The 26,172-nt window shown below is 66.9% G+C and carries 19 protein-coding genes; 8 read left to right on the top strand and 11 right to left on the bottom strand.

Features of this window, described 5'->3' with window-relative positions:
* Positions 1-34 precede the first annotated feature (34 nt).
* Together WT97_RS00035 and WT97_RS00040 are read right to left on the bottom strand one after the other, a co-directional pair.
* Entirely contained in the window at positions 35-3,007 is a 2,973-nt protein-coding gene (locus WT97_RS00035) for a response regulator (protein WP_060352548.1), read from the bottom strand.
* Between the two features lie 160 nt (positions 3,008-3,167).
* On the bottom strand, positions 3,168-3,941 hold the full coding sequence (locus WT97_RS00040) for a response regulator transcription factor (RefSeq protein ID WP_060352549.1): 774 nt from the start codon (positions 3,939-3,941) through the stop codon (positions 3,168-3,170).
* 653 nt (positions 3,942-4,594) lie between these two features.
* On the opposite strand from WT97_RS00040, the gene WT97_RS00045 reads away from it, so the two are divergent.
* Positions 4,595-5,374 (top strand): carbonic anhydrase, encoded by a 780-nt coding sequence (locus WT97_RS00045; protein ID WP_060352550.1) that lies wholly within the window; start codon positions 4,595-4,597, stop codon positions 5,372-5,374.
* Positions 5,375-5,522: 148 nt separating this feature from the next.
* Positions 5,523-6,353 carry a hypothetical protein gene (locus WT97_RS00050; RefSeq protein ID WP_257128432.1) on the top strand — a complete coding sequence of 277 codons (831 nt, stop codon included), beginning with the start codon at positions 5,523-5,525 and terminating at the stop codon, positions 6,351-6,353.
* A 660-nt stretch (positions 6,354-7,013) separates the two neighbouring features.
* Here WT97_RS00050 and WT97_RS00055 read toward each other — a convergent pair.
* The 4 genes from WT97_RS00055 to WT97_RS00070 form a co-directional block, all read right to left on the bottom strand.
* Positions 7,014-7,724, bottom strand: a complete 711-nt coding sequence (locus tag WT97_RS00055; protein ID WP_060352552.1) for an outer membrane protein — start codon at positions 7,722-7,724, stop codon at positions 7,014-7,016.
* Between the two features lie 98 nt (positions 7,725-7,822).
* Complete coding sequence (locus tag WT97_RS00060) at positions 7,823-8,446, bottom strand: response regulator transcription factor (RefSeq protein WP_060352553.1); 624 nt, start codon at positions 8,444-8,446, stop codon at positions 7,823-7,825.
* A complete protein-coding gene (locus WT97_RS00065; protein ID WP_060352554.1) occupies positions 8,443-9,876 on the bottom strand; it encodes a sensor histidine kinase in 1,434 nt (477 codons plus the stop codon). The genes WT97_RS00060 and WT97_RS00065 overlap by 4 nt, the downstream gene beginning before the upstream one ends.
* A 13-nt stretch (positions 9,877-9,889) precedes the next feature.
* On the bottom strand, positions 9,890-10,753 hold the full coding sequence (locus tag WT97_RS00070; RefSeq protein ID WP_060352555.1) for an ion transporter: 864 nt from the start codon (positions 10,751-10,753) through the stop codon (positions 9,890-9,892).
* 202 nt (positions 10,754-10,955) lie between these two features.
* Between WT97_RS00070 and WT97_RS00075 the strand changes: the two genes are divergently transcribed.
* Together WT97_RS00075 and WT97_RS00080 are read left to right on the top strand one after the other, a co-directional pair.
* Positions 10,956-14,741: a YadA family autotransporter adhesin gene (locus tag WT97_RS00075; protein WP_060352556.1), complete on the top strand. Its 3,786-nt coding sequence runs from the start codon at positions 10,956-10,958 to the stop codon at positions 14,739-14,741.
* A gap of 422 nt (positions 14,742-15,163) precedes the next feature.
* Complete coding sequence (locus WT97_RS00080) at positions 15,164-16,174, top strand: hypothetical protein (RefSeq protein WP_156440182.1); 1,011 nt, start codon at positions 15,164-15,166, stop codon at positions 16,172-16,174.
* Positions 16,175-16,442: 268 nt separating this feature from the next.
* Here WT97_RS00080 and WT97_RS00085 read toward each other — a convergent pair whose 3' ends face one another.
* Both WT97_RS00085 and WT97_RS00090 read right to left on the bottom strand, forming a co-directional pair.
* Positions 16,443-17,252 carry a TlpA disulfide reductase family protein gene (locus tag WT97_RS00085; RefSeq protein ID WP_060352558.1) on the bottom strand — a complete coding sequence of 270 codons (810 nt, stop codon included), beginning with the start codon at positions 17,250-17,252 and terminating at the stop codon, positions 16,443-16,445.
* A 533-nt stretch (positions 17,253-17,785) separates the two neighbouring features.
* On the bottom strand, positions 17,786-18,790 hold the full coding sequence (locus tag WT97_RS00090; protein WP_060352559.1) for a hypothetical protein: 1,005 nt from the start codon (positions 18,788-18,790) through the stop codon (positions 17,786-17,788).
* Positions 18,791-18,983: 193 nt separating this feature from the next.
* Between WT97_RS00090 and WT97_RS00095 the strand changes: the two genes are divergently transcribed.
* Positions 18,984-19,709 (top strand): class I SAM-dependent methyltransferase, encoded by a 726-nt coding sequence (locus WT97_RS00095; protein WP_060352560.1) that lies wholly within the window; start codon positions 18,984-18,986, stop codon positions 19,707-19,709.
* A gap of 42 nt (positions 19,710-19,751) precedes the next feature.
* On the opposite strand, the gene WT97_RS00100 is transcribed toward WT97_RS00095, so the two are convergent.
* Together WT97_RS00100 and WT97_RS31900 are read right to left on the bottom strand one after the other, a co-directional pair.
* Entirely contained in the window at positions 19,752-21,095 is a 1,344-nt protein-coding gene (locus WT97_RS00100) for a type II toxin-antitoxin system HipA family toxin (protein WP_060352561.1), read from the bottom strand.
* Between the two features lies 1 nt (position 21,096).
* On the bottom strand, positions 21,097-21,360 hold the full coding sequence (locus WT97_RS31900) for a helix-turn-helix transcriptional regulator (protein WP_082742081.1): 264 nt from the start codon (positions 21,358-21,360) through the stop codon (positions 21,097-21,099).
* Between the two features lie 215 nt (positions 21,361-21,575).
* On the opposite strand from WT97_RS31900, the gene WT97_RS00110 reads away from it, so the two are divergent.
* Positions 21,576-23,300: an ABC transporter ATP-binding protein gene (locus WT97_RS00110; protein ID WP_082751300.1), complete on the top strand. Its 1,725-nt coding sequence runs from the start codon at positions 21,576-21,578 to the stop codon at positions 23,298-23,300.
* Between the two features lie 348 nt (positions 23,301-23,648).
* Here WT97_RS00110 and WT97_RS00115 read toward each other — a convergent pair whose 3' ends face one another.
* Positions 23,649-24,686, bottom strand: a complete 1,038-nt coding sequence (locus WT97_RS00115) for an aldo/keto reductase (RefSeq protein ID WP_060352562.1) — start codon at positions 24,684-24,686, stop codon at positions 23,649-23,651.
* Positions 24,687-24,813: 127 nt separating this feature from the next.
* Here WT97_RS00115 and WT97_RS00120 point away from each other — a divergent pair, with 127 nt between their 5' ends.
* Positions 24,814-25,695, top strand: coding sequence for a LysR family transcriptional regulator (locus tag WT97_RS00120; protein ID WP_060352563.1), 882 nt, complete (start codon positions 24,814-24,816; stop codon positions 25,693-25,695).
* 176 nt (positions 25,696-25,871) lie between these two features.
* Entirely contained in the window at positions 25,872-26,171 is a 300-nt protein-coding gene (locus tag WT97_RS00125; RefSeq protein WP_059500135.1) for a helix-turn-helix transcriptional regulator, read from the top strand.
* Position 26,172: the final 1 nt, after the last annotated feature.

Below are 26,172 nucleotides of genomic sequence, written 5' to 3' on the forward strand. Positions count from 1 at the left end.
CGGGCGAGGGAAGCGGTAGTCCGGCGCGCGCCGGTCAGGTTGTCGGCGCTTGCGCCGTACGCCGCCGCAGCGCTTCGCGTGCGAGGCGTTCGGTGTCGGTGAACAACGTGGCGAGCGATGCTGTGTTGCCGGCGCGCACGGCGTCCTGCATGTCGCCCACGGCGTCCGCCACCGCATGCTCGTGAATCGTCGCGAACGCGCCGCGCAGCGCATGCAGCTCGTCGCGCAGCGCGCGGAGATCGTCATTCGCGAGCGCGGCGCGGATCGCCGCGAGCGAGCGCTCGACGCTGTCGGTCAGCAGGACCTGCACGTCCGGCGGCAACGGGCCCTCGGCCAGGTCGATCAGCGCGGAGGCACGCGGGCGCGCGGTGGCGACGTTCGCGAAGCGCCGCACCGTGCGGTCGATCGTATCCAGCAGCACGGGCTTCACGAGCACGGCGACGATACCGGCTTCGGCACAGCGCGCGCGCTCGTCGGCGCTCGCATGGGCGGTGCTCGCGACCACCGGCAGGTCGGGATACTGCGCGCGCAGCACACGCGCAAGCGTGTAGCCGTCCATGCCCGGCATGTTGAGATCGGTCAGCACGAGGTCATAGCGCGTGTCCGCGCAGCGGCGCAGCGCGGCGGCGCCGTCGTCGGCCGCGTCGGCCGCATAGCCGAGCGCGGCGAGCTGGCTCTGCTGCAGCGTGCGGTTCACCGGATGATCGTCGACCACGAGCACGCGCGCGGCGAGCGCCGGCAGTGCGGCTGTGTCGTCGGCGTCGTCATGCTGCGCGGAGGCGGCATCGGTCGCGGCGTGCAGCGGCAGCGTGACGACGAAGGTGCTGCCGAGGCCCGCTTCGCTTTTGACATCGATCGTGCCGTCCATCATCGTCGCGAGCCGCTTCGTCAGCGCGAGCCCGAGCCCCGTGCCGCCGAAGCGGCGCGAGATCGACGTGTCGGCCTGCGTGAACGGTTTGAACAGCGACGCGCGCTGCGCATCGGTCATCCCGATGCCGGTGTCGCTGACGCCGATCGCGACGGGCGACGCGGGATCGGTATCGTCGCGCAGATACACCTCGAGCGTGACCTCGCCGCGGCTCGTGAACTTGATCGCATTCGCGACGAGGTTCGCGGCGATCTGCCGGATGCGGGTCGGGTCGCCGACGTAGCGCGGCGCGAGCGCATCGTCGACGACGATGTCGTACTGCAGGCCCTTGGCCGCCGCGAGCGGCTCGAACATCGCGCCGGTCTGGCGAATCGTCTCCGCGAGGTCGAACGGGATCGCCTCGATCGTCATCTGGCCGGCCTCGATCTTCGACAGGTCGAGGATGTCGTTGATCAGGTCGAGCAGCGTCGACGACGCGCCTTCCACCGTATGCAGGCGCTCGCTTTGCGTGCCGGTCAGCGGCTCGCGGCCGATCAGCTCGAGGTTGCCGAGGATCGCGTTCAGCGGCGTGCGGATCTCGTGGCTCATCGTCGCGAGGAACGCGGATTTGGCGTCGTTGGCCGCGTCGGCGGCCCGGCGCGCGTCGTCGAGGTGGCGTTCGACGGCCTTCTGCGACGTGATGTCGGACACGTTGCAGAGCAGCACGTCCGCGTCGCGATAGCGGGTGCGCACGAGCGTCGCGAGCAGATCGACGGTATCGCCCTGCGCAGTCGGCAGCGGCACGTGCAGGTCGGGCTGCCACGCGTTCGCGCCGGGCGACCGGTCGAAGCGTGCGAACAGCCGCGCGGCGAGCGATGCGTCGCCGGCCGCGCGGGCGTCGTACGCGCGCATCGTGTCGTTCTGCAGCAGCACCGCGCCGTCGTCGAGCGACAGCAGCACGATGCCGGACGGCGCCGCTTCGACGATGGTCCGGTTCAGGTTCTCGCTCTCGACGATGCGCCGCGTGCGCGCGTCGTCGGGCTTCAGCACCTTGCGGTCGAACAGCACGAGCATCGCCCACGCGAGCCCGAGCGCGATCGTCATCAGCGCCGCGTACCAGCCGACGCGCCGGGCGAGCGCCGCCAGCATCGAGCGTGTCGAGAACGACTGGACGAGTATCCAGTCGGTGCCGGCGATGCGCTGGCTCAACGAGAAGTCGCCCGACTGATGCGCGGGATGCGGGCCGTCGGTGCGCACCGCGCGCGCGGCGGCTACCAGCCGCTCGACGATCGCCGCCGCGTCGTCGCGTGCCGCGGCACCGGCGCGCAGCACCGTGCGGCCGGCCGAGTCGGCGATGATCGCGGCGTCGCCCTCGTCGCGGCCGGCGAGCCGTTCGCGCAGCAGGTCCGTCGGCAGCGTCGACACGAACACGACGCGCGGCCGGCCGCCGTCGTACGCGGTGCCGACGAGCCGGAACACGTCGCGCCGCTGGATCGGGTCGTAGGCGGGCGCGTGCCACACGTAGCGCCCGGCCGGCGCGGGCTCGAGGCCGGGCGCGAGCTTGTCGAGCAATGCGGCGACGTCTGCGGCGCCGGTCGAGGCCAGCGGATCGGCTGGCTCGGGCCGCGGGATGATGAGCGCGAAACGCCGATTCGGGTCGTACGCGTAGCCGGCGATCGCGCGATCGGCTTCCTGCTTCGCCACGTATGCGCCGACCCGATAGCTCATGTCGCTGGCCATCGCGAGATCGCGGCCGTACGACGCGGCGGGCTGCGCGGGCGACAGGTCGGCGATGGCGAGCACCGGTGGAAACCGCGGGCTGCCCTGCAGCACGAGGCGGCCATGCCCGTCGGCGAGTTGCGCCGCCAGCGCCGGATCCGTCGCGCGCGTGTTCCAGACCGCTTCCTCGTGCGTGACCAGCGTGTCCATGCCGGTCGCGCGCAGGTTGAACTCGAACCGGACGAAGAACTGGCGCACCGCGAACTGCGTATACCGTTCCTGCACGTAGTCGCGGCCCATCGCATACAGCAGCGACCCGCTCGCGACCAGCACCGCGAGCGTCACGCCGACGCCGCCGGCATACAGCAGCGTGCGCTGGCGGCGGCCGATGGGCGTGCGAGAGGCGGGACGGCGGCGGTCTGCGGCGGCGCGATGATCCATCGTGGCACGGGGCGGGCGGGGAAGGTTTCGCCATGATAAGCGAGACCGATCGCGGTGCGGTCATCGGGGCCGCCCGTCACGTGGAACCGGCTTTGTTGCCAGTCACGGGGCAAATGCACGCGAAGCGGTGTGCCGCGCGGCAGCACGAGGCTGCGTGCGCCTATTCCGGGCCGTCCGCTTCGGGCCCGGATTCGACGAGCCGGTAGCCGAATCCATAGACGGTGAGCAGCCGCAAGCCGTGCCGGCCATCCAGCTTGAGCCGGTCGCGCAGGTTCGTGATATGCGTGTCGAGGCGGCGGCTCGCCACCGCGACGAGCGAGCCCCAGACGAGCTGGCTCAAATGCGCGCGCGACAGCGGCCGGCCGACGTTCATGAAGAGCGCCGTCGCGATCTGGAAATGTTTCTCGGTCAGTACGTGTTCGCGGCCGTCGACACGGACCGCACGATTGCCGGTATCGAACTCGAAGCCGCCGATGCGCCAGCGCCGGTGGCTGGTCATTCGGTAGTGGGCCCAGCGCAGCCACATCGCCACGCTCGACACGATCGTCTCGGGGCGAGACGTATAGGGCAGGTATTCGTTCGCACCGGCCTCGAACGCGAGTATCTGCGCCGTGGCGCCGTCGGTCTGGCTGGTCACGAGGATCGGCATCGAATCCGAGAAGCGCGCACGCAGCGTGCGGATGGCTTCGCTGGTTCGGTAGCACGGCGTTTCGCATTGCACGACGAGCAGGTCGAAGGGCCGCATGTCGCAGGCCGCCAGCAGCTCGGGCAGGTATTCGAAGCGCACGGGGCGATAGCCGGCTCGCCGCAGGATGTCGTCGATCCGCAGGCGATCGTAGCCGTGACCGGCCCGCCGTAGCCGATCGTCGAATGCATGGCGGGACGGATGGTCGATCGTCAGGAGGCCAATGATGAGCGTCGAGTCGTCGGTCATGCGCGGCGCGTACAGGGCGGATGTCGGCGGGTCATGCGCGGATCGTGTGCGTCGGGCCTGCGGGCCAGCATCCGCCGTCGGCTCGCGCCGGTTGATCCGAAGCCGGGTGCGGCGCTGTCGCGTCGTTGGTCCGGCGAGGAAGTCGCGGTTTCGATGCGCCCGCGCTGCGCGAAGGGATCAGAACTCATGAGCGGACTCGATGCGCGCATGACAGCCGAGTGTCGCGCGAAAAAGATCCCGCCGGGAAGGCGGGATGAATATCGACTATCTCCTGGATGCGCGGCATGCCCGTGTTCCCGGAGGAGAAGGACATGCCGGCGGAATGATTGTGAGGTTGCAGGTGCATCGCGGGAATCGGCCCAGTCTGAAAATGCAGCCCGGATGCGTGCGCGTCGAGCGCGGTTCGCCGGCCGTGCCCGGACACGCGCGTTCTGCCGCAAGCGCCGCGCCGTGCGCGGACCGTGCCGCATGCGCGTGCGCAATCGCGTATATCGGACCGGTCCCACCGATGCCGCGCGCAGTATCGGACCACGGGCAGCGGCATCCTGCGGACAATGCATGCTGCGCTGCGTCAGAACGACCCGCCAAGGATGATCGAGCGGACGTTCGCCCGCCTCGCTTCCTCTTCATCCAATAACACTCAGTACTCGAAAATGAACGTGACACGAACCGCGATGTTCCGGCTTGTCACCGCAACACTCTGTGCGGTGACGGCGACGATGCCGCCCGCACATGCGGCCGAAGCCTTTCCGTCGGCGAGCGCCGCGCCGGCCGACCCGGGCTTCGATTACGACCACCAGCGCGAGTGGCATCTGGAATCCGGCGATGCGCAGTCGCCGGTCGCCATCGACCCGGGCACGGTAACGCAAGCGACCCGATATGCCGACGAGAACAACGCGATCGGCATGCATATCGCCGATACGCGTGCGAAGGCGATCGACAATGGCCATACGATCCAGATCGTGCCGGCTGCCGGGAGCGCGACGATTCGCGGGCGGCATTTCAGGCTTCAGCAGATCCATTTCCATTCGCCGTCGGAGCACACGCTCGACGGTCGCACCTATCCGATCGAGGGGCATTTCGTGCTACGCGCGCAGGACGGGCGCCTGGCCGTCGTCGCGGTGCTCTATCGCAGGGGCGCCGAAAATGCGCAGTTCGCGGCCGTGATGGACGCGCTCAAGACGGGCGACACCGCTAGCCTGCCGTCGTTCCGCGCGGCGGCGCTGATGCCGGTCGATGCGAATACCTACTATCACTATCTCGGCTCGCTGACGACGCCGCCGTTGACCGAAAACGTCGAATGGTACGTACTGGCCGAGCCGGTCGAACTGTCCGCGGACGACATCACCGCGTTCCGGATGCGCTACTCGCACAATGCGCGGGCCGTGCAACCGCTGAACGGGCGACCGTTGCTGCGTTACGATGTGAAGTAGGCGGTGCGCGCGCCGCGGCCATTCGAATAGGCCCAGTCCGATTTACTCGGGGCGGCGCGCACGGCGATACTCGGGACCTTTCATTGACATCACTGGAGAACGGATCGGCGCGGCACACGCGAGACGATTCGTCGTCGACATCATGGGCATGCAGGACATCACCGGACATTTCGCGTTACCGCTCGCGCGTCCCTACACGGACGTGCCGCCGCCGTACGGGCGCTGCCGCCGGCCGTTCGTGAAGAGCAGGCGGCCGCGCCCGGGCGTGTTCGATCTGCGTGCGGTGCGCGGAGCGCCGGAGGCTACTCGCGTTGCGGCGGTTCGCGCGACCGATTTCGGCTCGGAAAACCGCCCGTGGGTGAAGCCGAAAGCGCCACGTCGCCGCTGGCGGCCGACGCTGCTGGCGCTGGTGGCGGGCCTCGCGTTCGGGTCGGTGGGTTTTGCGGCCACGCAGTTGTTCGACACGGGCAAGCGCGCGCCGTCACCGCATACCGTCTACGAGTCGGCGATAGCGGTCCAGCCGGCGGAGGTGCTCGTCACGACACCCGCTGCGGCGATCGTCGCACCGGACGTCCCGCCGCCTGTAGCGGACGACGCAGCGGCAGTCGCGGTGCAATCCGTGAGCGCGGCGCAGCCTGACGGTCGTGCGATCGATGCATTGCCGACGTCGGCTTTCGCGTCGAAGCCGGCCGTTTCGCGACGCAAGAAGGCAACGGTCGCAGTGCCCGATCGAGCGGCGGCGTTTGGCGGCATCCCTGCGCACGCGGCGGCAGCGAAGCCCGCTGCGCAGCGCCAGCAGCAGGTGTCGGCTCCGCCGGCACCGAGCGCCGCCGATGCGGTCGGCATGACGGCCGCCGAGTTCTCGCGCTGGCTCGACGCGACGCGCGAGCCGTCGCGCGCGGTTGCCGCGCCGGCGCCGTCGAATCCCGACGCATTGCGCGTCGACCTGTCGAATCAGACGCGCTTGACGGATCGTTGAGTTGTGCGTGGCGCGGCGTCGGGACCGGCCCGGAGGTGTGTCCGGGCCGCACCCCGTGCGGCGAGACATTCGCGGAGCGATGCGGCTGGCACTTGCATACGTTATGTAGTGCAGCGAACAAACTAGCGAAAGGAAATTCGCATTCCTGATGAATTGAAAGGTCGTCGCCAGAATCTGACCAAGCTGACTATCTCCGGCCGTCTTCACTTTGGCTTGATAGTAGGGCGTGCCGCGAGCCGACCCAGCTACTTTAAGCAGCTCCGATAAATCGTGCTCTTGCCTCGGTTCAAGCGCTAGCTGCGCTTTTCCCGCGCAACGGGAAGGCGGCTTGGATGCGGGCGCTCGATGCTCGCATAAGGCAGCGTTTCTCTAGAGGTACGGAACATAGCGTCGGACTACACGTGGCCGCGCCCACCGGCCACCATCGAGCGCCCGCGTTCAAGCCGTCGCCGGTAAGCGGGGCGCGGCTGGCGGAGCGGTTCGCTCCTCCCGAGCTGCAGCGTCCAGACTGCCATCGACGAACCGTTCCGGCACCGCGCATCGAAAGCATACAAGCCGGCAGGCTGCCGGCCAATCAGACTGGGCTGAAACGGCGCGGCGGCGATGGTGCCGCCGTCCTTCGATTCGTGACCGGCGGATCGAACCGTGATCGCTGGCCGGTCAGAAGCGGCCACGCAGGCCGATGAACACTTCGTTCGACCGGAGCGACGCCTTCAGTTGCTCGTCACGCGCCGACACGCGATTCACGAACGTGTTGTAGCCCGACTCGACGTTACCCATGTCGACGAAGCGATAGCCGACGTCGAGCGTGAAGCGCTTGTTGATCGCATAGCTGACACCCGCGCCCGCCGAGTACGCAAAATTGGTTTGCGTACGCGACGCGAACTGGCGTGAGTTGTTGGTCTGCCACCCGTCCGCCGACACGATCGCGACACCGACGCCGGCCGTGCCATACACGGAGAAGCCGCGACCGAGATCGAAATCGCGATAGCCGTTGAGCATCAGCCGCTGCGACGACACCTGGAACTGGTTCGCGTTGGCGTCGAACGGTGCCCAGTAGCTGACGAAATTGCCGGTCCGTTTGAACGTGTATTCGCCTTCCGCACGCCAGCCGTTGCCGAACTGATAGCCGAGACCCACCGCGCCGGTCACGCGCGACTGGCCGTCCGGGCCGCCGATGCGGCTCGTCACGCGCGGGCTGGTGAGCTCCATGTTGGCGGCGTTGTCGAACGCGCCGACGACGCGGGCCGTCGCGTAGTAGCCGGCGTCGCTGTTGGTCGAGGTGCGCGGCGTCGGGTCCGCGGCGTCGGCCAGGGCGGCACCGGAGAACAGCATCGCGAGCGACGACGGGATGACGAAGAATCGTGACATGAAAGCACTTCCTTGTAGACGATCGATGAAAACCGTCATCGTAGGAATTGCGCCACTCATCATGTACCCGCTCGCGTACGGATGGCGCCTCCGTAGCGTTACGGAGGCGCCGCGCCGAGTAGTGCCGCGTAGTCGCGCACCAGCTCGACGAGCGAGGCCGCGCCCAGCTTGTCGAACGCGATCGCGCGATAGGTTTCGACGGTGCGCGGCGACAACGCGAGCTCGCGCGCGATTTCCTTGTTGCTCAGCCCGCGCACGATGCCTTCGAGCACCTGACGTTCGCGTCCGCTCAACGCGGCGATGCGCTGCGCGCGATGCCGTTCGGCATCGGCGCGCGCGCGCCGGTCCGCATGCCGGCGGATCGTCTGTTGCACGACGTCGATCAGTTCGTCGTCGTCGGTCGGCTTGCGCAGGAAGTCGACGGCGCCGCGCTTGAATGCGCGCCGGCACGCATCGACGTTGCCGTGCCCGGTGAGCACGATGACCGGCAGCTCGCGCTGCTCGCGCAGGCGGTCGAGCGCGTCGAGTCCGCTCATGCCCGGCATGCGGATGTCGAGCAGCACGCAGCCGAGCGCGGCGTCGAGCGCGTCGTCGAGGAATGCGTGTGCGTTCGCGTAGCAGCGGGTCGGTACGCCGACGGTGCGCAGCAGCAGCGCGAGACCGTCTCGCACGGCTTCGTCGTCGTCGACGATCGCGACGACGATGGGCTCGGGTGTCGTCATGGCCGAGCCTCCGCAAGCGGCAGCGCCAAGGTGGCTTCGACGCCGCCCGACGGCCCGTTGTGAATCGCCAGCGCGCCGTTCTGGCGCTGTGCGAGCGTGTCGCAGAGCGGCAGCCCGAGACCGAGCCCCTGGCCGCGCGTGGTGAAGAACGGCTCGAAGAGGCGCGGCAGCGTGTCGGGCGGTATACCGGGGCCGTTGTCGATCACGCTGAAGCGGTATTGCCGTCCGGCCCGCTTGCCGCTCACGCGGATCGTGCCATGCGGCGTACCCGCCAGCGCGTCGCGCGCGTTCTGTATCAGGTTGTGCAGAATCTGCTCGACGGCGACCGGATCGGCAAGCGGCTGCGCGCCGGGTGTCTCGTTGTGCCAGCTGAGCGATATTTGCTCGCGGGCCAGCTCGTCGCGATACAGAAGCTGCAGCGCGGACACGATCCCGTCAGGATCGAGCGCATGGCGCTCGCCGCCGTGCGCCGACGTTGCGGTGACGCGCAACCGGTCGAGAATCGACGCGGCACGCTTGGCTTGCGCGACGCTCGTTTGCAGCGCGCGCCGCACGCTGTCGCGCTCGGCCGGGAGATCGAGCAGCCGCTCGGCGGCGCGCGTGTGCGTGACGATCGCCATCAGAGGCTGATTCAGTTCGTGCGCGATGCCGGCCGCCATTTCGCCGAGCGTATCGAGGCGGCCGAAGCGGTTGAGCCGCGCGCGGGCATGTTCGCGGCGCTGCGCGTCGCGCAGCCGCCATGCGCTGAGCGCGCCGGCAACGAGCAGAATCGCGACGGCGTTCCACAGCGCGATCGGCAGCCACGGCAGATCGTCGACGGTCAGCGTGCGTGTCGCATGCAGCTTCAGCGCCTGCGGCTGGGCCGGCAGGCGCTTGTCGAGCGTCATCGGCCAGCCGAGCGGCGTGGCTGCCAGCGGCCGGTTCAGCACCTCGAACCGGCGCGCCTGCAATTGCAGCGTGACGGATGTCAGCGACGCGGGCCAGTCGCCGGGCTGGAGCATCGTGCGCGGGTCGATGCGCACGGCCCATCCTGTCGCGGCGACGAGCCAGTAATGGCCGTCGGCTTCGAACTCGAGCGCATAGGGCTTTGCCGCCGTGTTCGGCGGTGGCGGGACACCGGGCGCGGCGCCGTTGGCCGAGTGCCATCCGTTGCCGGGTTGCCAGCGCGCGAGCCCGGTGAGTTGCGGCATGCGTTCGCGCAGGCCGTCGAGCATGTGCGGCGGCACGGCGCTCAACGGCGTGGCGCCGAGCGTGGCGAGAATCGCTTCCTGCTGGGCCGCTTTCTGGCCGAGCACACGGATCGCGATGCTGGCGTCTTGGAAAAAGCGGTCGTGCGCGTCGGACACCGAGCGCGACAGGACGAGCGCGGTGCCCGAGAGGCTCAACGCAAGCCAGCCCGCCAGCGCCACGATACGCGTTGAAATTTTCATGATGAGGCCGCGATTACCGGTTCGATGCGCGATGCGTCGCCGTGGCCATCGTATCGGCGGGTTTCGACACGCATGCGCCGCAATGCGGGCAAGTAGCGGCGGCGGTGCCGCCGGACGCCGCCTGTTCCGCCTGTTGCACGCGATTGCGCTCGAGTGCCGTCGCCACGAGTTCGGCGCCCATGATGCCGGTCGGGAACGCGATGATGCCGTAGCCGAGCAGGATCGCGCACGACGTGATCAGCCGGCCGAGCGGCGTGTGCGGCGTCAGGTCGCCGTATCCGGTCGTGCTCATCGTCACGGCGGCCCAGTACACGCCGACCGGAATGCTCGTGATGCCGTTCTCGGGACCCTCGACCAGAAAGATCACCGTGCCGAGGATCACGACGATCACGAACATGCCGCCGATGAACACGAAAATCTTGCGCCGCGCACGCGTGAGCGCGCGAATCAGCATCTGACCTTCTTCCAGGTAGATCGCCAGCCCGAAGATGCGGAACACGCGCAGCAGCCTGAGCAGACGTACGTCGATCAGCGCATGCAGGCGCGGAAAGAAGAATGCGAGATAGGTCGGCAGGATCGACACGAGATCGACGATGCCGAAGAAGCTGCGCGCGTAGGCGGCGGGCTTCGGCGCGGTGAGGAGCCGCACCGCGTATTCGACGGTGAACAGCAGCGTAAACGCCCACTCGGCTGCGTACAGCGCCTTTCCGTAAGGCGCATGCAGCTCCTGGACGCTGTCGGCCATCACGACGAAGACGCTCGCGACGATCAGCGCGAGCACCGCGATGTCGAGTCCGCGGACGAAACGGGGGCGACGGGCGGCGTCGCGGATCGCGGCGCGCACCGTCTGGCGAAGGGGGGCGGTCGAGAGGTTCACGCGACGGAGTCTACGAGCCGTATGACCTCAATCCAATCGGACCAGTCTGATTCGATCCGGCCGCCCGTGCGTAGGCGTCGGCGGTGGCGCTGACCCGTTATCTGACCGTGGGGCCGCCTCGCTTTAGGACTGGTCTGATCGATCCGAAAGCACCGAAAAAATACAGTGATTCCCAACGGATCAACCCATCTCTGGAGTCGCCATGAACAAAGCACACCGCACGCTCTTCAATACAGCCACGGGTACTTACGTCGCCGCGTCCGAGCTTGCAACGGGCCGGAAGAAGTCCGGCGGACAGCGCACGCCGGTGCGCGGTGCGATCGCGCTGGCGGCCGTCGCACTGAGCCTGGGTGCTTCGCACGTCCTTGCCGCTACGACGGGGGCAGACGCCTGTACGACGGCCGACGGCCGGAATGGCGTGCTCGGCGAAGCGGGCGTGTGCGCGGTGTCGAATACCGGATCGACCGGTTCGATCGGCACCATGGGCTCGATCGGCACCACGGCCGCACTGGACGACACCTATATCAAGGTATTGCCGGCAACGACGGGCGGAGCGGCTGCCACCGCATCGGGAACGGCCGCAGTCGCGATCGGGAATGCGGCGTTAGCCAACGGCACGTCGGTTCTGGCGTTCGGATCCGCCGCGACCGCAACCGGCACCGGTTCGATGGCATTCGGCCGTTTGGCAAAAGCGACCGGCGGCACGTCCGCGACCGCCATCGGCAACGATTCGACCGCGAGCGGCACGTCGGTGCTGGCGATCGGTTCCTCCGCGACGGCGGCGGGCACCGGTGCCGTGGCACTGGGCCGCCTTGCTGCCGCAACCAGCGACAACAGCACCGCGTTGGGCAACCAGACGTCGGTACTGGCCGCGGGCGGCGTTGCGCTGGGCACGCTCGCCGGCGTTTCGGCTGGCGCCACCAATTCCGTTGCGATCGGCAATCATGCGACCGTCGAGGCGAACGTCACGAACGCAATGGCGCTCGGTACGAACTCGAGCGCGACGCGCAACGACACCATTTCGGTCGGCTCATCGACGCAGCAGCGACAGATCGTCAACATGGCTGCCGGCACGCAGGACACCGACGCCGTGAACGTGTCTCAACTGGAACCTGTCGTGACCGCACTCGGCGGCGGCGCGGCAATCGATCCGGCAACGGGTGTCGTGACCGGCCCGACGTATGGGCTCGCGAACGGCGGCACGCAACACACCGTCGGTGACGCACTCGGCGCGCTCGATGGGGAACTGACGGTCGCCAAGGGCGATATCGCGAAGAACGCGGCCGACATCACGAACATCAACGGCAAGCTGAATGCAGTCGTGACGGACGACTACGTGAAAATCAACTCGGTCGGCGCGCCGGCGCAGGCCGTGGCGGATTCGATCGCGATTGGCGGTGAAGCCGCCGCGACACATGTCTACGCGGTCGCGGTGGGCCATCGCGCGACCGCAAGCGGCAATCATTCCACTGCGTTGGGCGTGGATGCGACGGCATCGGGCGCGTCCGCCACGGCACTGGGCCAGGGCGCCATGGCAACGGGTCACTTCTCGTCGGCCGTCGGCGTAGGCGCAACCGCGTCGGGCGACCAATCGGTCGCACTTGGCATCCGCTCGGTCGCGGATCGCGACGCGACGGTGTCCGTCGGCTCTGCAACGCTGCAGCGCCAGATCACCAACATGGCCGCCGGCACGGAAGATACCGACGCGGTCAACGTCGGCCAGTTGAAGGGCGTGGCCGATGCGATCGGCGCCGGCACGGCCGTCAACGCGGATGGCGCGATTTCGGCGCCGAGCTTCACGGTGGGCGACGGCAACGGCGGCACGCAGAAGTTCGATAACGTCGGCGACGTGGTGACGAATCTCGACGGCCGCGTGACGACCAATGAGAGCGACATCGCGAAGCTTGCAGACCAGATCGGCAGCGGTACGACGGGGCTCGTCCAGCAGGTCGGAGCCGGTGCGGACATCACGGTCGGCGCGAACACGGACGGCGCGGCGCTGAACTTCGCCGGCACGACGGGCGAACGCAAGCTGACGGGCGTCGCGAATGGCGATATCGCGGCCGGTAGCACCGATGCCGTCACGGGCGACCAGTTGTTTGGCACGAATCGCGACGTCGCAAAGAACACGTCCGATATCGCGGATCTGGGTGGCGACGTGTCGAACCTCGGCGCGCAGGTGACGAACATCGACGGTCGCGTGACGCAGAACGAGACGCATATCGCGAAGAACACGTCCGATATCGCGGATCTGGGTGGCGACGTGTCGAACCTCGGCGCGCAGGTGACGAACATCGATGGTCGTGTCACGCAGAACGCGACGCACATCGCGAAGAACACGTCGGATATCACGTTGATCAACGATCAACTGGCCGAGCTGTCGGGCGGCACGATCGGCCTGGTGCAGCAAGCGGCGGCAGGCACGGATCTGACGGTCGGCGCGAACACGGACGGCGCGGCGGTGAACTTCGCCGGCACGGCGGGCGAGCGCAAGCTGACGGGCCTCGCGAACGGCGACGTCGCGGCAGGCAGCACCGATGCCGTCACGGGCGATCAACTGCATGCGGTCGCTGTCGACGTGACCCATCTCGATCAGCGCGTGACGAACAACGAAACGTCGATCACGCAGATCCGCAGCGAGATGAACAACGGTTCGATCGGTCTGGTCAAGCAAGCAGCGGCGGGCGCGGACCTGACGGTCGGCGAGAACACGGACGGCGCGGCAGTGAACTTTGCGGGTACGGCGGGCGAGCGCAAGCTGACGGGCCTTGCGAACGGCGACGTCGCGGCAGGCAGCCGCGATGCCGTCACGGGCGATCAGCTCCACGCGACCAACGAGGCCATTGCGCAGAACGCCTCGGACATCGCGGACAACCGCACGGAGATCACGAACATCAACAACCAGCTCGCGACCGGCCAAGTCGGCCTCGTCCGGCAGGATCAGGCAACGGGTGCGATTACGGTCGCTGCGAACACGGGCGGCGCATCGGTGAACTTCGCCGGCACGAGCGGTGCGCGCACGCTGTCGGGTGTCGCCAACGGCGTGAACGACGACGAAGCCGTGACACTCGCCCAATTGAAGGCATCGGGTCTGGTCGACAAGGACGGCAAGGAACTCGGCGCGGTGGTGTACGACGATCTGTCGCTTGCCAGCGCGACCCTCGGCGGCACGAACGGCACGGTTTTGCGCAACGTCGCGCCGGGTCTGATCGCGTCGGGCAGCATGGACGCGGTGAACGGTGGCCAGTTGTACGACATGCGGCAGGACTTCGAGAACCGGTTCGCCGGTCTGGGCGACCGCGTGTCGGATCTGGAAGCTGGCGGCGTGCCCGGCGGTCCGGGTAACGGTTCGGGCGACTTCGATCCGTCCGGCAGCGGCGCGGGCAGCGTTCAGCTCGGCGCGGGCGCCGATGCGGCGGGCAGCAACAGCACGGCGATCGGCAACGGCGCGAGTGCAACGGCCGGCGGCAGCACGGCGATCGGGCAAGGCTCGATGGCTTCGGGCGAGAACGGCACGTCGCTGGGGCAGGGCGCGAACGCGTCGGGCAGCGGCAGCACGGCCATCGGCCAGAACGCCAACGCGACGGGCAACAACTCGGTTGCGCTCGGCGCCGGTTCGACCGCGGATCGCGACAACGCGGTATCGGTCGGCAGCGCGGGTGCGGAGCGCCAGATCACCAACGTCGCGGCCGGCACCGCGCCGACCGATGCGGTGAACGTGCAGCAGATGAACAACGCCGCGCACAGCGCGCGTCAGGATGCGATGGGCGGCGTGGCGGCGGCGATGGCCGTCGCCGGCCTGCCGCAGTCGACCCAGCCCGGCCGGACGTTCGTTGCGATGGCCGGCAGCACGTACGGCGGCGAATACGGCTCGGCGCTGGGCGTGTCGTACATGACGCGCGACGGCAAATGGACGATCAAGGCCTCGGCGAACACGAGCAGCCGCGGTACGGTCGGTGCGGTCGTGGGTGGCGGGTTCTACTGGTAAGCGGTGCGCATGTGACGGCCATCGGCGCCGTGCCGCCGGCCGTCGGCCGACTCGCGTTATGAGGCGATGTGTTGCGCCGGTGTCTTTCAGCCGCGCACATACATCACCGCACGGCCGGCAACGATCGACGGAGTGGCTACCACCGCATCCGGAAAAGCCGCGGTCGTGATTGGAAATGCGGCGGCGGCAAACAGTGGCGCAGCGCCCGAGAATCGGATCGGGCCTACATCCCCTGCGCATTGTCGTCATTCAGTCCGATGTCCGCACGAGCATTCAATCTTCAATATCTCTGTTTCGCGACCGGGGCGAGACGAGCTCGCGCCGGCAGGCAGCGGTCGCCCGGCGTGTATCCCGACATTGTTTCCGCGGTGTCCGCAGGATGCCGGAACGAATGCCCTCACCACTACAGAACGAGAACCGACATGATTCTTGAAAAAATTCGGCGTGCAACACTGACCTTCCTGTTGGTACCGCTGATTGCCGCTATTCCTCTTTCGGCACACGGCCACGTCAAGTGGTTCAGCGACTACGATGTCAAAACAAGGCCGCTCGCCTTGAGCGAACTTGCAACCTCCACGTTGTTCCTGGCGTTGTTCGCGGCAAGCCTGGCGGCAGTGCTGATCGTGATCGCAATCGATCGCAGGATCGCGATGCCGTCGAGCATCGCGCGGCTCGAGTCTGCCGGCGAACGGTACGCGAGCCGCTTCATGCGCGCTGCAGCGGCGGTGTTCTTCGTCTCGTTGCAACTGGCTGGTCTCGATGTGCTTCTGACGCCTGAGCTCGCATCCGCTTCTCCGTTCGTTCCCGTGCTGCACTATGCCATCGCCGCGTTGGTGCTGTTCGAAGCGTCGGCTTGGCTCGCCGGCGTGGGGATCGTTGTGCTGTATGCGATGGGCGTGAGCCAGTACGGCATGTTCCATATGCTCGACTACGTGATCTTCATCGGAATCGCCGCTTTCTTGATCCTTGTGTCGCTGTTTCGCGGCAAGCACGTCAATCGGGCGTTGGCGATACTGCGACTCGCGACGGCATTTTCGCTGCTCTGGGGCGCCATCGAGAAATTCGCGTATCCGAGCGGCTTTCATCAACTGTTCAACGAATACCCGTATTTGAGCTTCGGACTCGATCAGACTTTCTTCCTTTGGAGCGCCGGCTTTGTCGAGTTCGTCTGCGCCTATCTGCTCGTCGCGGGGCGGCTATCGGCAAAAGGCAGTTGCGCGGTGCTGCTGTTCTTTTTCGGGATTGCCGTCATTCCGTTCGGCATGGTCGATGCAATTGGCCATTGCATGTTCGCGGCCGCTCTGATCGCATTGCTGTCCAGCCGTAACGAAACTGGCGCGACCCTTCGCACGTTCGGGAGCATTGGTCGTTTTGTGAGCAGCATGGCGGTAATGTTCGGGACGTATTACACGTTGCAGACTGCGTTGGCATAAGCCGGCGACAGCATGTGGCTGGCATACCGGGCAGCGTGGCGGCAGGATTCGTGACTGGGCGATCTGATCGCGGTTCTTTGTGTATTCCGGCACGGTACGGGGAGTACACCGAAGGCTTGCCGACGGCGCGCATAGCCAGTTTTCGGCGGCCGTTCAGGCATGCGTCGCTCGCGGTTTTGGTGCTGGAAAGCCGTTGAATATCGTCCGAGATCGCATGCGGGACAGCCCTGCGCTACACGCACGCAGCGCGCCCGTCTGCGGGTACCCGTCAGGGGCCGAAACGTTGCGTGACGACGTCCTTCAGCCGCGCGGCGGTCAGTTCGCCCATGTGCGATTCGACGAGTTCGCCTTTCGCGTCGAAGAACAACGTGGTCGGCAACCCGCGCGAGCCATACGCATGCATCGCGTGCAGCGAAGGATCGAGCAGCACGTGATCGAAGTGCAGGCCCTGCTGTTCGAGGAACGCGCGCACGGCTTGCGCGTTTTCCCCCTGGTTGAGCATCAGCACCGTGATGCCCGGGTGGTCGCGCTGCGCCTGTTCGAGAATCGGCATCTCGCGGCGGCACGGCGCGCACCACGTCGCCCACAGGTTCACGACGACCGGCTTGCCGACGAAGCCCGCCGGCAACACGGGCGTTGAATCGAGTGCCTGGAGCGGCATCGAGGCAAGCGGCGGCGCGCCGCGCTGCAACGTCGCCAGCGTCCCTTGCGCGATGCCCCACGCTGCGAGGCCCGCGACGATGCCGGCTAGCACGGGCCGACGCAGCGCGGGCAGGCGGCGCAGGTGCCAGCCCGCGAACACCAACGCGGCTGCGATACCGATGCGCGCGTCGAAGCCGCCATCGCCGAGGGCGATGATCGCACGCGGCGACGTCGCATAGTCCGGCCACCATTGCGCGACATAACCGACTCGCGCGGCAATCAACCCGAGCAGCAGCACGTCGAGGATCAGACTCGACGCGGTCTTGTGATGCCCGTCGGGAGGACGGCGCTGGACGAAGCGCGCGACGAGCCACGCCAGCAGCGCGGCGACGGCTACCGCGACGACGCGGATCGAGAACGGACCGATGCTCAGCATGAGATAGGAAGAGTGGACGTGATCGAGCGGGGCTGGAGACGGGATGGTCCGCCGCGGCGACGAAGCCGTCGACGGTCGTGCGGCGTTTCGACCGGTTGCCGGGCCAAGGGGTTCCCTTCGAGAACGTAACGGCGTGTTGCGGCGCGCGATACACGTGCAGCTCGGGGCTGCGCGATGTTCACGCCACCATGCAGCGAATCAGACCGGTCTGATGGTCAGCAGCATATCGTTCGCCAACAATACGCAGGCCGGTCTGGTGTGGTGTCCGCCGGTATCCCGTATAGGGATCTCTCCTTGACGGCCGCTCCGCTCGCGAGCGGCCGCTTTTTCATCGTCATGCGCGCGCGCGTGAATGCCTTGTGGCGGTCGGTGGGCGCGGCCGCGCTCCGATGCATATCGGCTGATTCAACGGAATAGGAACGCTGCCAGATGCGAGCACAGGGCATTCACGCGCGCGACGCGAACGATGCGGCAGACGGCTGCTATTGCTCCGTGCGTTCGCCGTTCGTTTCGTTCGCACGCGGGGTCCTTCGTCACCGGACGTTGCTTGAACCCGCTCCACCGAGCCGATACGCGGTAAAGAATTCGTACCACGGCGACCCCTGCGCGACCGGCACACCGAGTGCCGCCGTCCGCTGTTTCAGCGCACCGAATACATCGTCGATGAGCATATCGAGCGTCCTGTCGCGGAATGGAACCGATTGCGCTCGCCCCGCGGCGAACGCGCCGTACGCGATCGCCAGCAGGCGTGCGTGGTCGTCGATTGCCGCGATCGTCGCGTTGATCGTTTCGACGAAGCGCGGCCGGTCTTCGTCGCGCGCCGCGGACAGGCACAGGAACACGATTGCCGATAGTTCGTGCCGGTCCTGCACCCGCAGCAGCGCAGGCAGCCGTGCAACGATCCGTTCCACCGGTTCCTCGCGCAGCGCATCGCCGAAGTCGAGCACGGCGGTCATCGGGTTCGTGTCTGCTTTCACGCGATCGAGCGCCGGTGGTGGGGCCGACGACGCGCCGTCCCGCACCGCAGCGGGCGCGGGCCGCAACGCGTCGGCCACCTGCTGCGACCACTCGGGAAAGATCATCCGCACGTTGCCGAACTGCTCGCCGCCTTGCGCGGCCGGGTTCCACCGATAGACGATCGTGCCGCCGCGAATGAACGGCGAATACAGGTGCTCGGGCGTTTGCGGCAGCGGGCGCCGGTTGATCGGCAACCACGCGAGCGTGAGCCAGTCGTAGCGGCCGGTAGCAGGCACCGATGGGCTCGAACTCGCGACGACCTGCCAGGTGCCGCGATTCGCATAGCGGCGGCGCGCGTCGGGTACCGCAACGGTCCGGCCTTTCGCGGTGTCGAAATACGTCGTGCCCGTGACGTTCGCGCCGCTGTCCGCGGCTGGCGTGATGGTCGAGATGACCCACGACGCGCCGTCCGCCGAGCGGTAATCGGACAGCTTCAGCGTCGCCACGTCGTGCACCATGCGCGTTTCCGCCGCGACGGGACTTGGCGGGGCATCGGCGGGCGCGGCGAAGATACTCGGCATGGGCTTTCCTCGGAATCGGGTGCGCATCGTCGAGCGTGGGCGATGCGCGGCGGCGCGGGTGGCGTTCTCGTAACTGTAGAACGCCGTGACCTGAAACGGAAACTGGCCAAACGGGGTAATCGGTGCACGCGTGCGCTGCTTAGGCTTACCATGCGCATCCTGAGCCAACGACGCATACCGGGCGGGAGCACGCATGACCGACACGAAAGCCATTACCGAACACTGGACGCGGGTCGCCGACCAATGGATCGGCTGGGCCGGCAAGCCGGGCCACGATGCGTTCTGGAAATATCGCGCGGGGCTCGCGGCCTACATCGGTCGGGGCACCGGCGCCGCGCTGGAGATCGGCTGCGGCGAAGGCCGCGTGAGCCGAGAACTGAAGGCGCTCGGCTACGACGTGACCGCGAGCGACGCGGTGCCCGCGATGCTCGATGCCGCGCGTCACGCGGATTCCGCGTATCGCTATCGGCTGGCCGACGCGGCCGCGCTGCCGTTCGACGCGGCCAGCTTCGATCTCGTGATGGCGTACAACGTGCTGATGGATCTCGACGACATGCAGGGCGCGTTGAACGAGGCGCGCCGCGTGCTGAAGCCCGGCGGCACGCTGTTCATCTCGCTCGTGCATCCGTTCCGCGATCGCGGCGGCTTCGCCGGGCCGCAGCCCGATGCGCCGTTCGTGCTGACGGGCAGCTATTTCGGGCGCGAGCATTTCGACGGCGTGGAAACGCGCGACGGGCTGTCGATGCATTTCGCGGGCTGGTCGCTGCCGCTGCAGGCATATATGGAGGCGCTGGAAGCGGCCGGGTTCGCGATCGTGTCGCTGCGCGAGCCGCCGCCCGATCATGCGGATACGGATCAACTGAAGCAGTGGGCGCGTGTACCGCTGTTTTTGTGGATCAAGGCGCGGCCGGTGGGGTGAGAAAAGCCGGGATTGCTCCTGTTGGCTGATCCTGGGCGGTTATCAGTTTCCCTTGTCGTGATTTGCCAGCAATTCTGATCGGCCAATGACCTTTCTCGCGTTATCGGCCCGATCTGCATCCGAGAAACCAGCGGCCTCGATGATCGGCGTGAGTGCTTTGAGTGCCACCTGTGGTTTGGCGCTACGGAGCGATCCCATCCCTTCGTTCCATGCGTGCAGCATCTGCTTGGCTATCCAATGCCACCGCGTCTCGTTTTTTGCCGCTTCGACGATATCTTTTCCTGTTGATACGGCCGAGTCGCACAGCGCCTCGACCATTTCGCGATATCGCTTCGACGGGATGCCGAGGCGAGTGTTGAAGAAACGTTCCAGCGTCTTCCCGGGCACCCACGTTTTGCGACCCTCGACGCTCAGTCCGGGAGGATTGTTCGCGAAGCGCGGGTAGGCCGCGGTGGTGACAATGTCGTAGGCGGGCGTGTAGACGACGTCGTCGATGTTCGAGTAGAGAAGCGCGATGTTCTTGGCGTGGCAGTCCGCGTTGCGCACGACGTAGTTGGCGATGAGCTGCCAGCCGAGCTGCTCGGCTTCTCGTCGCCAGTTGGCGGCGCCGATGTAGGGCTTTGTCGCGTTGAGAACCTGTTCGGTTGACGGGCGGTACTTTTCATGCGGCGGCAGGCCAAGCAGGCTGCAAGCGTCTTCCAGGCCAAACGCCGGTTTGCCCTGCTCGTCGATGTCGAACCGGTCAACGACGAGCACGCGACCGTCGTCCGACATCGTGGTCTTCGCGACTCGAGCGACGTCGAGTCTTGCCAGCACCTGCATCGAGTAATGTTCGTTGAAACCAAGATAGGGCGTTTGCTCGTCGGACCCCTTGATGATGTGTCGGCTCGTGCGCAGCGTTTGCTTGCCTATCGGTGCTTGAGCCGACGGGAGTTCAGGAGCAAGGAATTTGGGTACGGCGCCTGAAATTGCCGCGCGCGCGTAGTACCGTACAAGTTCCGCAAAGCGCGCGGTGGTGATGTCCTCGTGCAGCAGGCTCTTCAGGTCGAGCGGGTCAAGTTCGCCGCCGGGTGCGCCGCCTTCGGGCGCGACGGTTACCCGGCCGATGCCGACGCCGCCGATGATGGCCAGAAGCGAAAGGTCCGTTCCGTCGAGATAGGGGCCGAACTCTTCGCGAATCACTTGAAAGAGAAACCCTTCCGGCAGGTTCTGCCGGAAGAAAGGATGCAGATCGCGAGGCCAGACCCACGCATCGTTGCGAACGGGCATGGTCAGACTGGCAAAATCGGCGGCACTCGCATCTGCCGTGTAGCGCAACGCATAGTCGTCCGCCTGGCGGTAGAGATGGGCAACGAGTTTGCCTTTGACGTATATATGAAGGCGCATGTCACGCGTCTCCCATCGCGCGTTGTTCGGCCAGCACGTCGTCCAGCGTGCGCCCGTGTCCGCGCTTGACCGCTCTCAGATCATATCCTGCAGCCTCGAGGAGGCGAACGAGCGCAGATACGCTCATGTCGCCTCGGGCAAGCGTTTCCATGCGTGCAAGCGTCGTCCGTGCGACACCGGCATGCTCAGCCAGTTCTCTTTGTGAAAGACCCGCTGCGTGGCGAGCGTCTTTCAGCATCTCTCCGACATCGGCAAGCGTAGTCATTTGTAGCCCTCAAGCATCAGAAATTACCAAGCTCGTTCTTATTGTAGCCCTTCTGCTACAAACTGGTGTGTTGAAATTGTAGCCGGAGGGACACAAAAATTACCGAAAGCGAAAAATTTGTATCTCTGGGGCTACTGAGACGGTCAGGGCGATTCTGTTAGACTTTTTGCCCGCCTGTCGCCAACCGGGCCGCACCGCGCCCGGTTCTTCGCGCCATGAACGAACATCACGTGCCGAATCCGATCACCGAGGTCCTGCAGGCCTACTGGAAAGCCGATCGCTGGATGTTGCTGGCGGTGGCGGTGGTCGTCGTGCTCTCGAGTACGAGCGCCGTTGCCGCGCCCTATCTGTTCTCGCGCCTGATCGATGCGCTGTCGCATCGCGGCGCGCTCGGCGCGCTACTCCCCGGCTTTCTGCTCTATGCCGTCCTGCTGGGCGTCTCGAGCGCGTTGCAACGCGTGGTGCAGTACCTGGCGTTCATGAGCGCGGAAAATCTGGGATTCGTCCTGAGCACGCGCTTCTTCGCGCGCATCCTGAAGAAGACCACGGCCTTCTTCATCGAACACAATCCGGCGGAAATACAGAACGCGAACGCGCGCGGGCGTTCGTCGCTGACGGTGCTCGTGCAGCTCGGCCTCATGGGCCTGATTCCCGGCGTGCTGCAGATCGTGCTGACGCTCGTGACGCTCGGCGCGCTGATCAATCTCGAGGTGGTGGCGATCGCCGCTGCGTACGGCGTGATCGCGGTGGTGATCGCAGTCGTGTCCGCGCGCCGCTCGCGTGCGTTCCTCGATCGTGCGGTCGAGGCCGGACAGGAGAATGCGCGGTTCGTCGGCGGCGCGATCAACGCGATGGAAGCGCTCCGGCATTTTGGCAGCCACCGCTGGATGAACGAGCGTTTCGCGGACAAGGCGCGGATCGTGCGGGACAACTGGCGTGCTTACGTGGCGCGGCACGTCGGCTATCTCGCGCTGCTGGGCCTCGGCCTCGCGATCCAGTTCGCCGTGACGTTCTGGCTGCTTCTGCCGCGTCACGCGGCCGGCATGCTGTCGATCGGCGACATCGTGCTGTTCAACACGCTGCTGCTGCAGCTCAACCAGCCGTTCGACATGATTGCGCGGGCCATCGACGAAATCGCGCGCGCCCGGGCGACGCTCGTGCCGTTCGCGGCGATGTGGGCGGCACCCGAAGAGCGGCAGGTGTCGCATGCGTCGACGTTCGTGCCGCGCGCTGGGCGCGTGGTGTTCGATCACGTCGGCTATGCGTACGGCAACGGCCGCGGCGTGACCGATGTCGCCTTCGTCGCCGAGCGCGGCGCGATCACGTTCGTCGTGGGCGAGACGGGGTCGGGAAAATCCACGGTGTTCAAGCTGGCGCTGAAGTCGATGGAGCCGACCAGTGGGCGCATTCTGGTCGACGGCGTCGATCTCGCGGCGATCGACCGTGCCGACTGGTACGGCGTGGTCGCCGTGGTGCCGCAGGATATCGTGCTGTTGAACGAAAGCCTGGAGGACAACATCCTGCTCGGTCGGCCACGCGACGAGTGGCGCTTGCGCGAGGCGGCCGCGAAAGCGGCGATCCTGCCGTTCATCGACGGCTTGCCGGACGGGTTCCGCACGACGGTCGGCGAACGCGGGCTGAAGCTGTCGGGCGGCGAGCGCCAGCGCATCGCGATCGCGCGTGCGCTGTACGGCAAGCCGACCGTGCTGTTTCTCGATGAGGCGAGCTCCGCGCTCGACGAAGCCACCGAGCGCGACATCATGGAGCACGTGCGGCTGCTGGCCCGCGACGTCACGGTGATCGCGATCACGCACCGGCGTTCGGTCATCGGGCCGACCGACAAGGTCGTGCGGCTCGGCGCCGCCGAGGAGCCTGATGCCGGAGACATCGAGTTCGACCCTCCGCGTGCGGACATCAGGATCAAACGGGTTGATTTCTGACGGACCATCGGATGACGGTCGAATCGCGTTCGGGCGCAATCCCGTACCTGATCCGGTCGGATCGTCTGTCGTCGTGCATGACGTCCGCGGATAAGCGGCCGGAACGATTTCGAATCACGAATCACGCCATCCGCAAGGCTGGCCACCATGTCGACCCCCATTCATCTCCATTCACTCATCTCGAGAGCAATGGGTGACAAATGGGCGAGGTATTGGTTCATGTTCCGAACGGACACCCTCCAGTCCAGATCAGACCGGAAGCGCCCGGATCGACGAATTCAACGGCGCATGGCGCGCGTTGGGCACACTCTCGCTTGACCGACTATCGGCCTCGGGCCGCGTCACCACTTACCCCCGCATCGGCGGATTGAGCCGCGCGAACGCCTCCTGCCGGCGATACGGAAAGTACGGATAAGGCGCTTCCACCGCGCTCGCCGCGTCGAGAGTCGCGATCTGCGCATCGGTCAGCGCCCAGCCGACCGCGCCGAGGTTCTGCCGCAACTGTTCCTCGTTGCGCGCGCCGACGATCACCGACGACACGGTCGGGCGCTGCAGCAGCCAGTTCAGCGCGATCTGCGGCACCGTCTTGCCGGTTTCCTCCGCGATCGCGTCGAGCGCATCGACCACGTCGTACAGTCGTTCGTCATCGACCGGCGGCCCGTAGCTGGCCGTTTCATGCAGACGGCTGCCTTCGGGCAGCGGCGTATTGCGCCGGATCTTGCCGGTGAGCCGGCCCCAGCCGAGCGGGCTCCACACGAGTGCGCCGAGGCCCTGGTCGGCGCCGAGCGGCATCAGGTCCCACTCGTAGTCGCGGCCGACGAGCGAGTAGTAGACCTGGTTCGCCACGTAGCGCGACCAGCCGTGCCGGTCGGCCGCCGCGAGCGACTTCATGATCTGCCAGCCGGCGAAGTTCGACACGCCGATATAGCGCAGCTTGCCTGCGCGCACCAGGTCGTCGAGCGTCGACATCACTTCCTCGACCGGCGTGTCGGCGTCGAACGCGTGCAGTTGCAGCAGGTCGATGTAGTCGGTGTCGAGACGGCGCAGCGCATCGTCGACGGCGCGCACCAGCCGCGCGCGCGACGTGCCCGCGTCGTTCGGGCCGTCGCCGGTCGGCAGGCCGGTCTTGGTCGAGATCAGTACCTGGTCGCGGCGCCCCTTGAGCGCGGCGCCGAGCACGCGCTCGGACGCGCCGTCGGAGTACACGTCCGCCGTGTCGAACAGGTTGACGCCCGCTTCGAGGCAGATGTCGATCAGGCGGCGGGCTTCGTCGACGCCAGTATTGCCCCATGCACTGAACAGCGGGCCGGTGCCGCCGAAGGTACCGGCGCCGAAGCTCAGGATGGGAACCTTGAGGCCGGAGCGGCCGAGCGTACGGTATTCCATGGGCGTTTTCTCTCGTCGTGTGAGCGCGGCACGACCGCGCGTCGATCGTCAGGCGACCAATGTATCGTTTGCGCTTTTTCCAGATAATCCCGAAGATGACGAAAATATCCTTCGGAAGGAGCGAACAATGCTGCTCGACAACCTGGCGCTGTTCCTGCGCATCGTGGAAAAGGGCGGGCTGGCCGCAGCCGGCCGCGAGGTCGGCCTGTCGCCGGCCACGGTGTCCGAGCGGCTGACGGCGCTCGAGCGCCACTACGGCGCGGCGCTGCTCACGCGCACGACGCGCGCGATCAGCCTGACCGACGAAGGGCGCACGCTGGTGGACGGCGCGCGACGTTTGCTGGCCGAGGCCGATGAACTCGAAAGCCGCGTGCGACTGGGCGTGCAGACGCTGTCGGGGCCGGTGCGGCTGAGCGCGCCGGCCGATCTCGGGCGCGAGCGCGTCGTGCCCGTCGTCGACGCATTCCTGGCCGAACATCCGGGCGTGACGGTCGACCTGCATCTCGGCGACGGGTATGTCGACCTCGTCGGGCAGGGGCTCGATTTCGCGATCCGCCGCGGCACGCTGGCGGACAGTTCGCTGCGCAGCCGTTCGCTCGGCCGGGCGCGGCGCGTGGTGTGTGCGTCGCCTGCGTATCTCGCCGCGCATGGCAGGCCGATGCACCCGGACGATCTCGGCCGGCACGACTGCATCGTGATGCGCTTCGGCCAGGAGCTGTATGCCGAATGGCCGTTCAGTATCGATGGCGCGTTGAAGCGCGTGGCGGTGCGCGGGCGGCGCGTCGCCAACGACGGGGCGCTCGTGCGCGCGTGGTGCATCGCCGGGCACGGCGTCGCGCTGAAGTCGCTGGTCGACGTCGAGCGGGACCTGGCGTCGGGTGCGCTCGTCGAGGTGCTCGATGCGTTCTCGCCGGGCGACGTGGATCTGCAGATCGTCTATCCGGGAAGTGTCGCGCAGCCGCGGCGCGTGCGGGCGTTGATCGATAGACTCGCGCAGGCGCTGGCGTAAAGGCATGTGGCCCGCGCGGCCTGCGAGACGTTGCGGCGCCGGTCTCGCTGCGATCGCATCGAATGCGCGAGGAGGCGCAACGGCGCGCGGCATCGCGGGCCGAAACCGTCGTTCAGACCCGTTGCCCGCATTTCGTCATTTAGCTAATATTCAAAACGTAACCGAACCCGCACCTCATGGACGACGTCACCCGCATCAGCGCCTTGGCCAACGAAAGCCGTCTGGCCGTGCTGCGCTGGCTCAAGCAGCCGCGCAAGCATTTCCCGCCGCAACCGCATGGCGATCTCGACGAACTCGGCGTGTGCTGCACGTACATCACCGAGAAGCTCGGCATCGCGCCGGCCACGACCACGCGCCACATGCGCATCCTCGCGGACGCAGGGCTCGTGCAGGCGACCCGCGTCGGCAAGTTCACGTACTACAAGCGGATCGACGGCGCGCTGCAGCAGCTTGGCCGTGATCTCTCGAAACTCTGAC

The sequence above is a fragment of the Burkholderia sp. MSMB1459WGS genome (genome assembly GCF_001534535.1).
GTDB lineage: Bacteria > Pseudomonadota > Gammaproteobacteria > Burkholderiales > Burkholderiaceae > Burkholderia.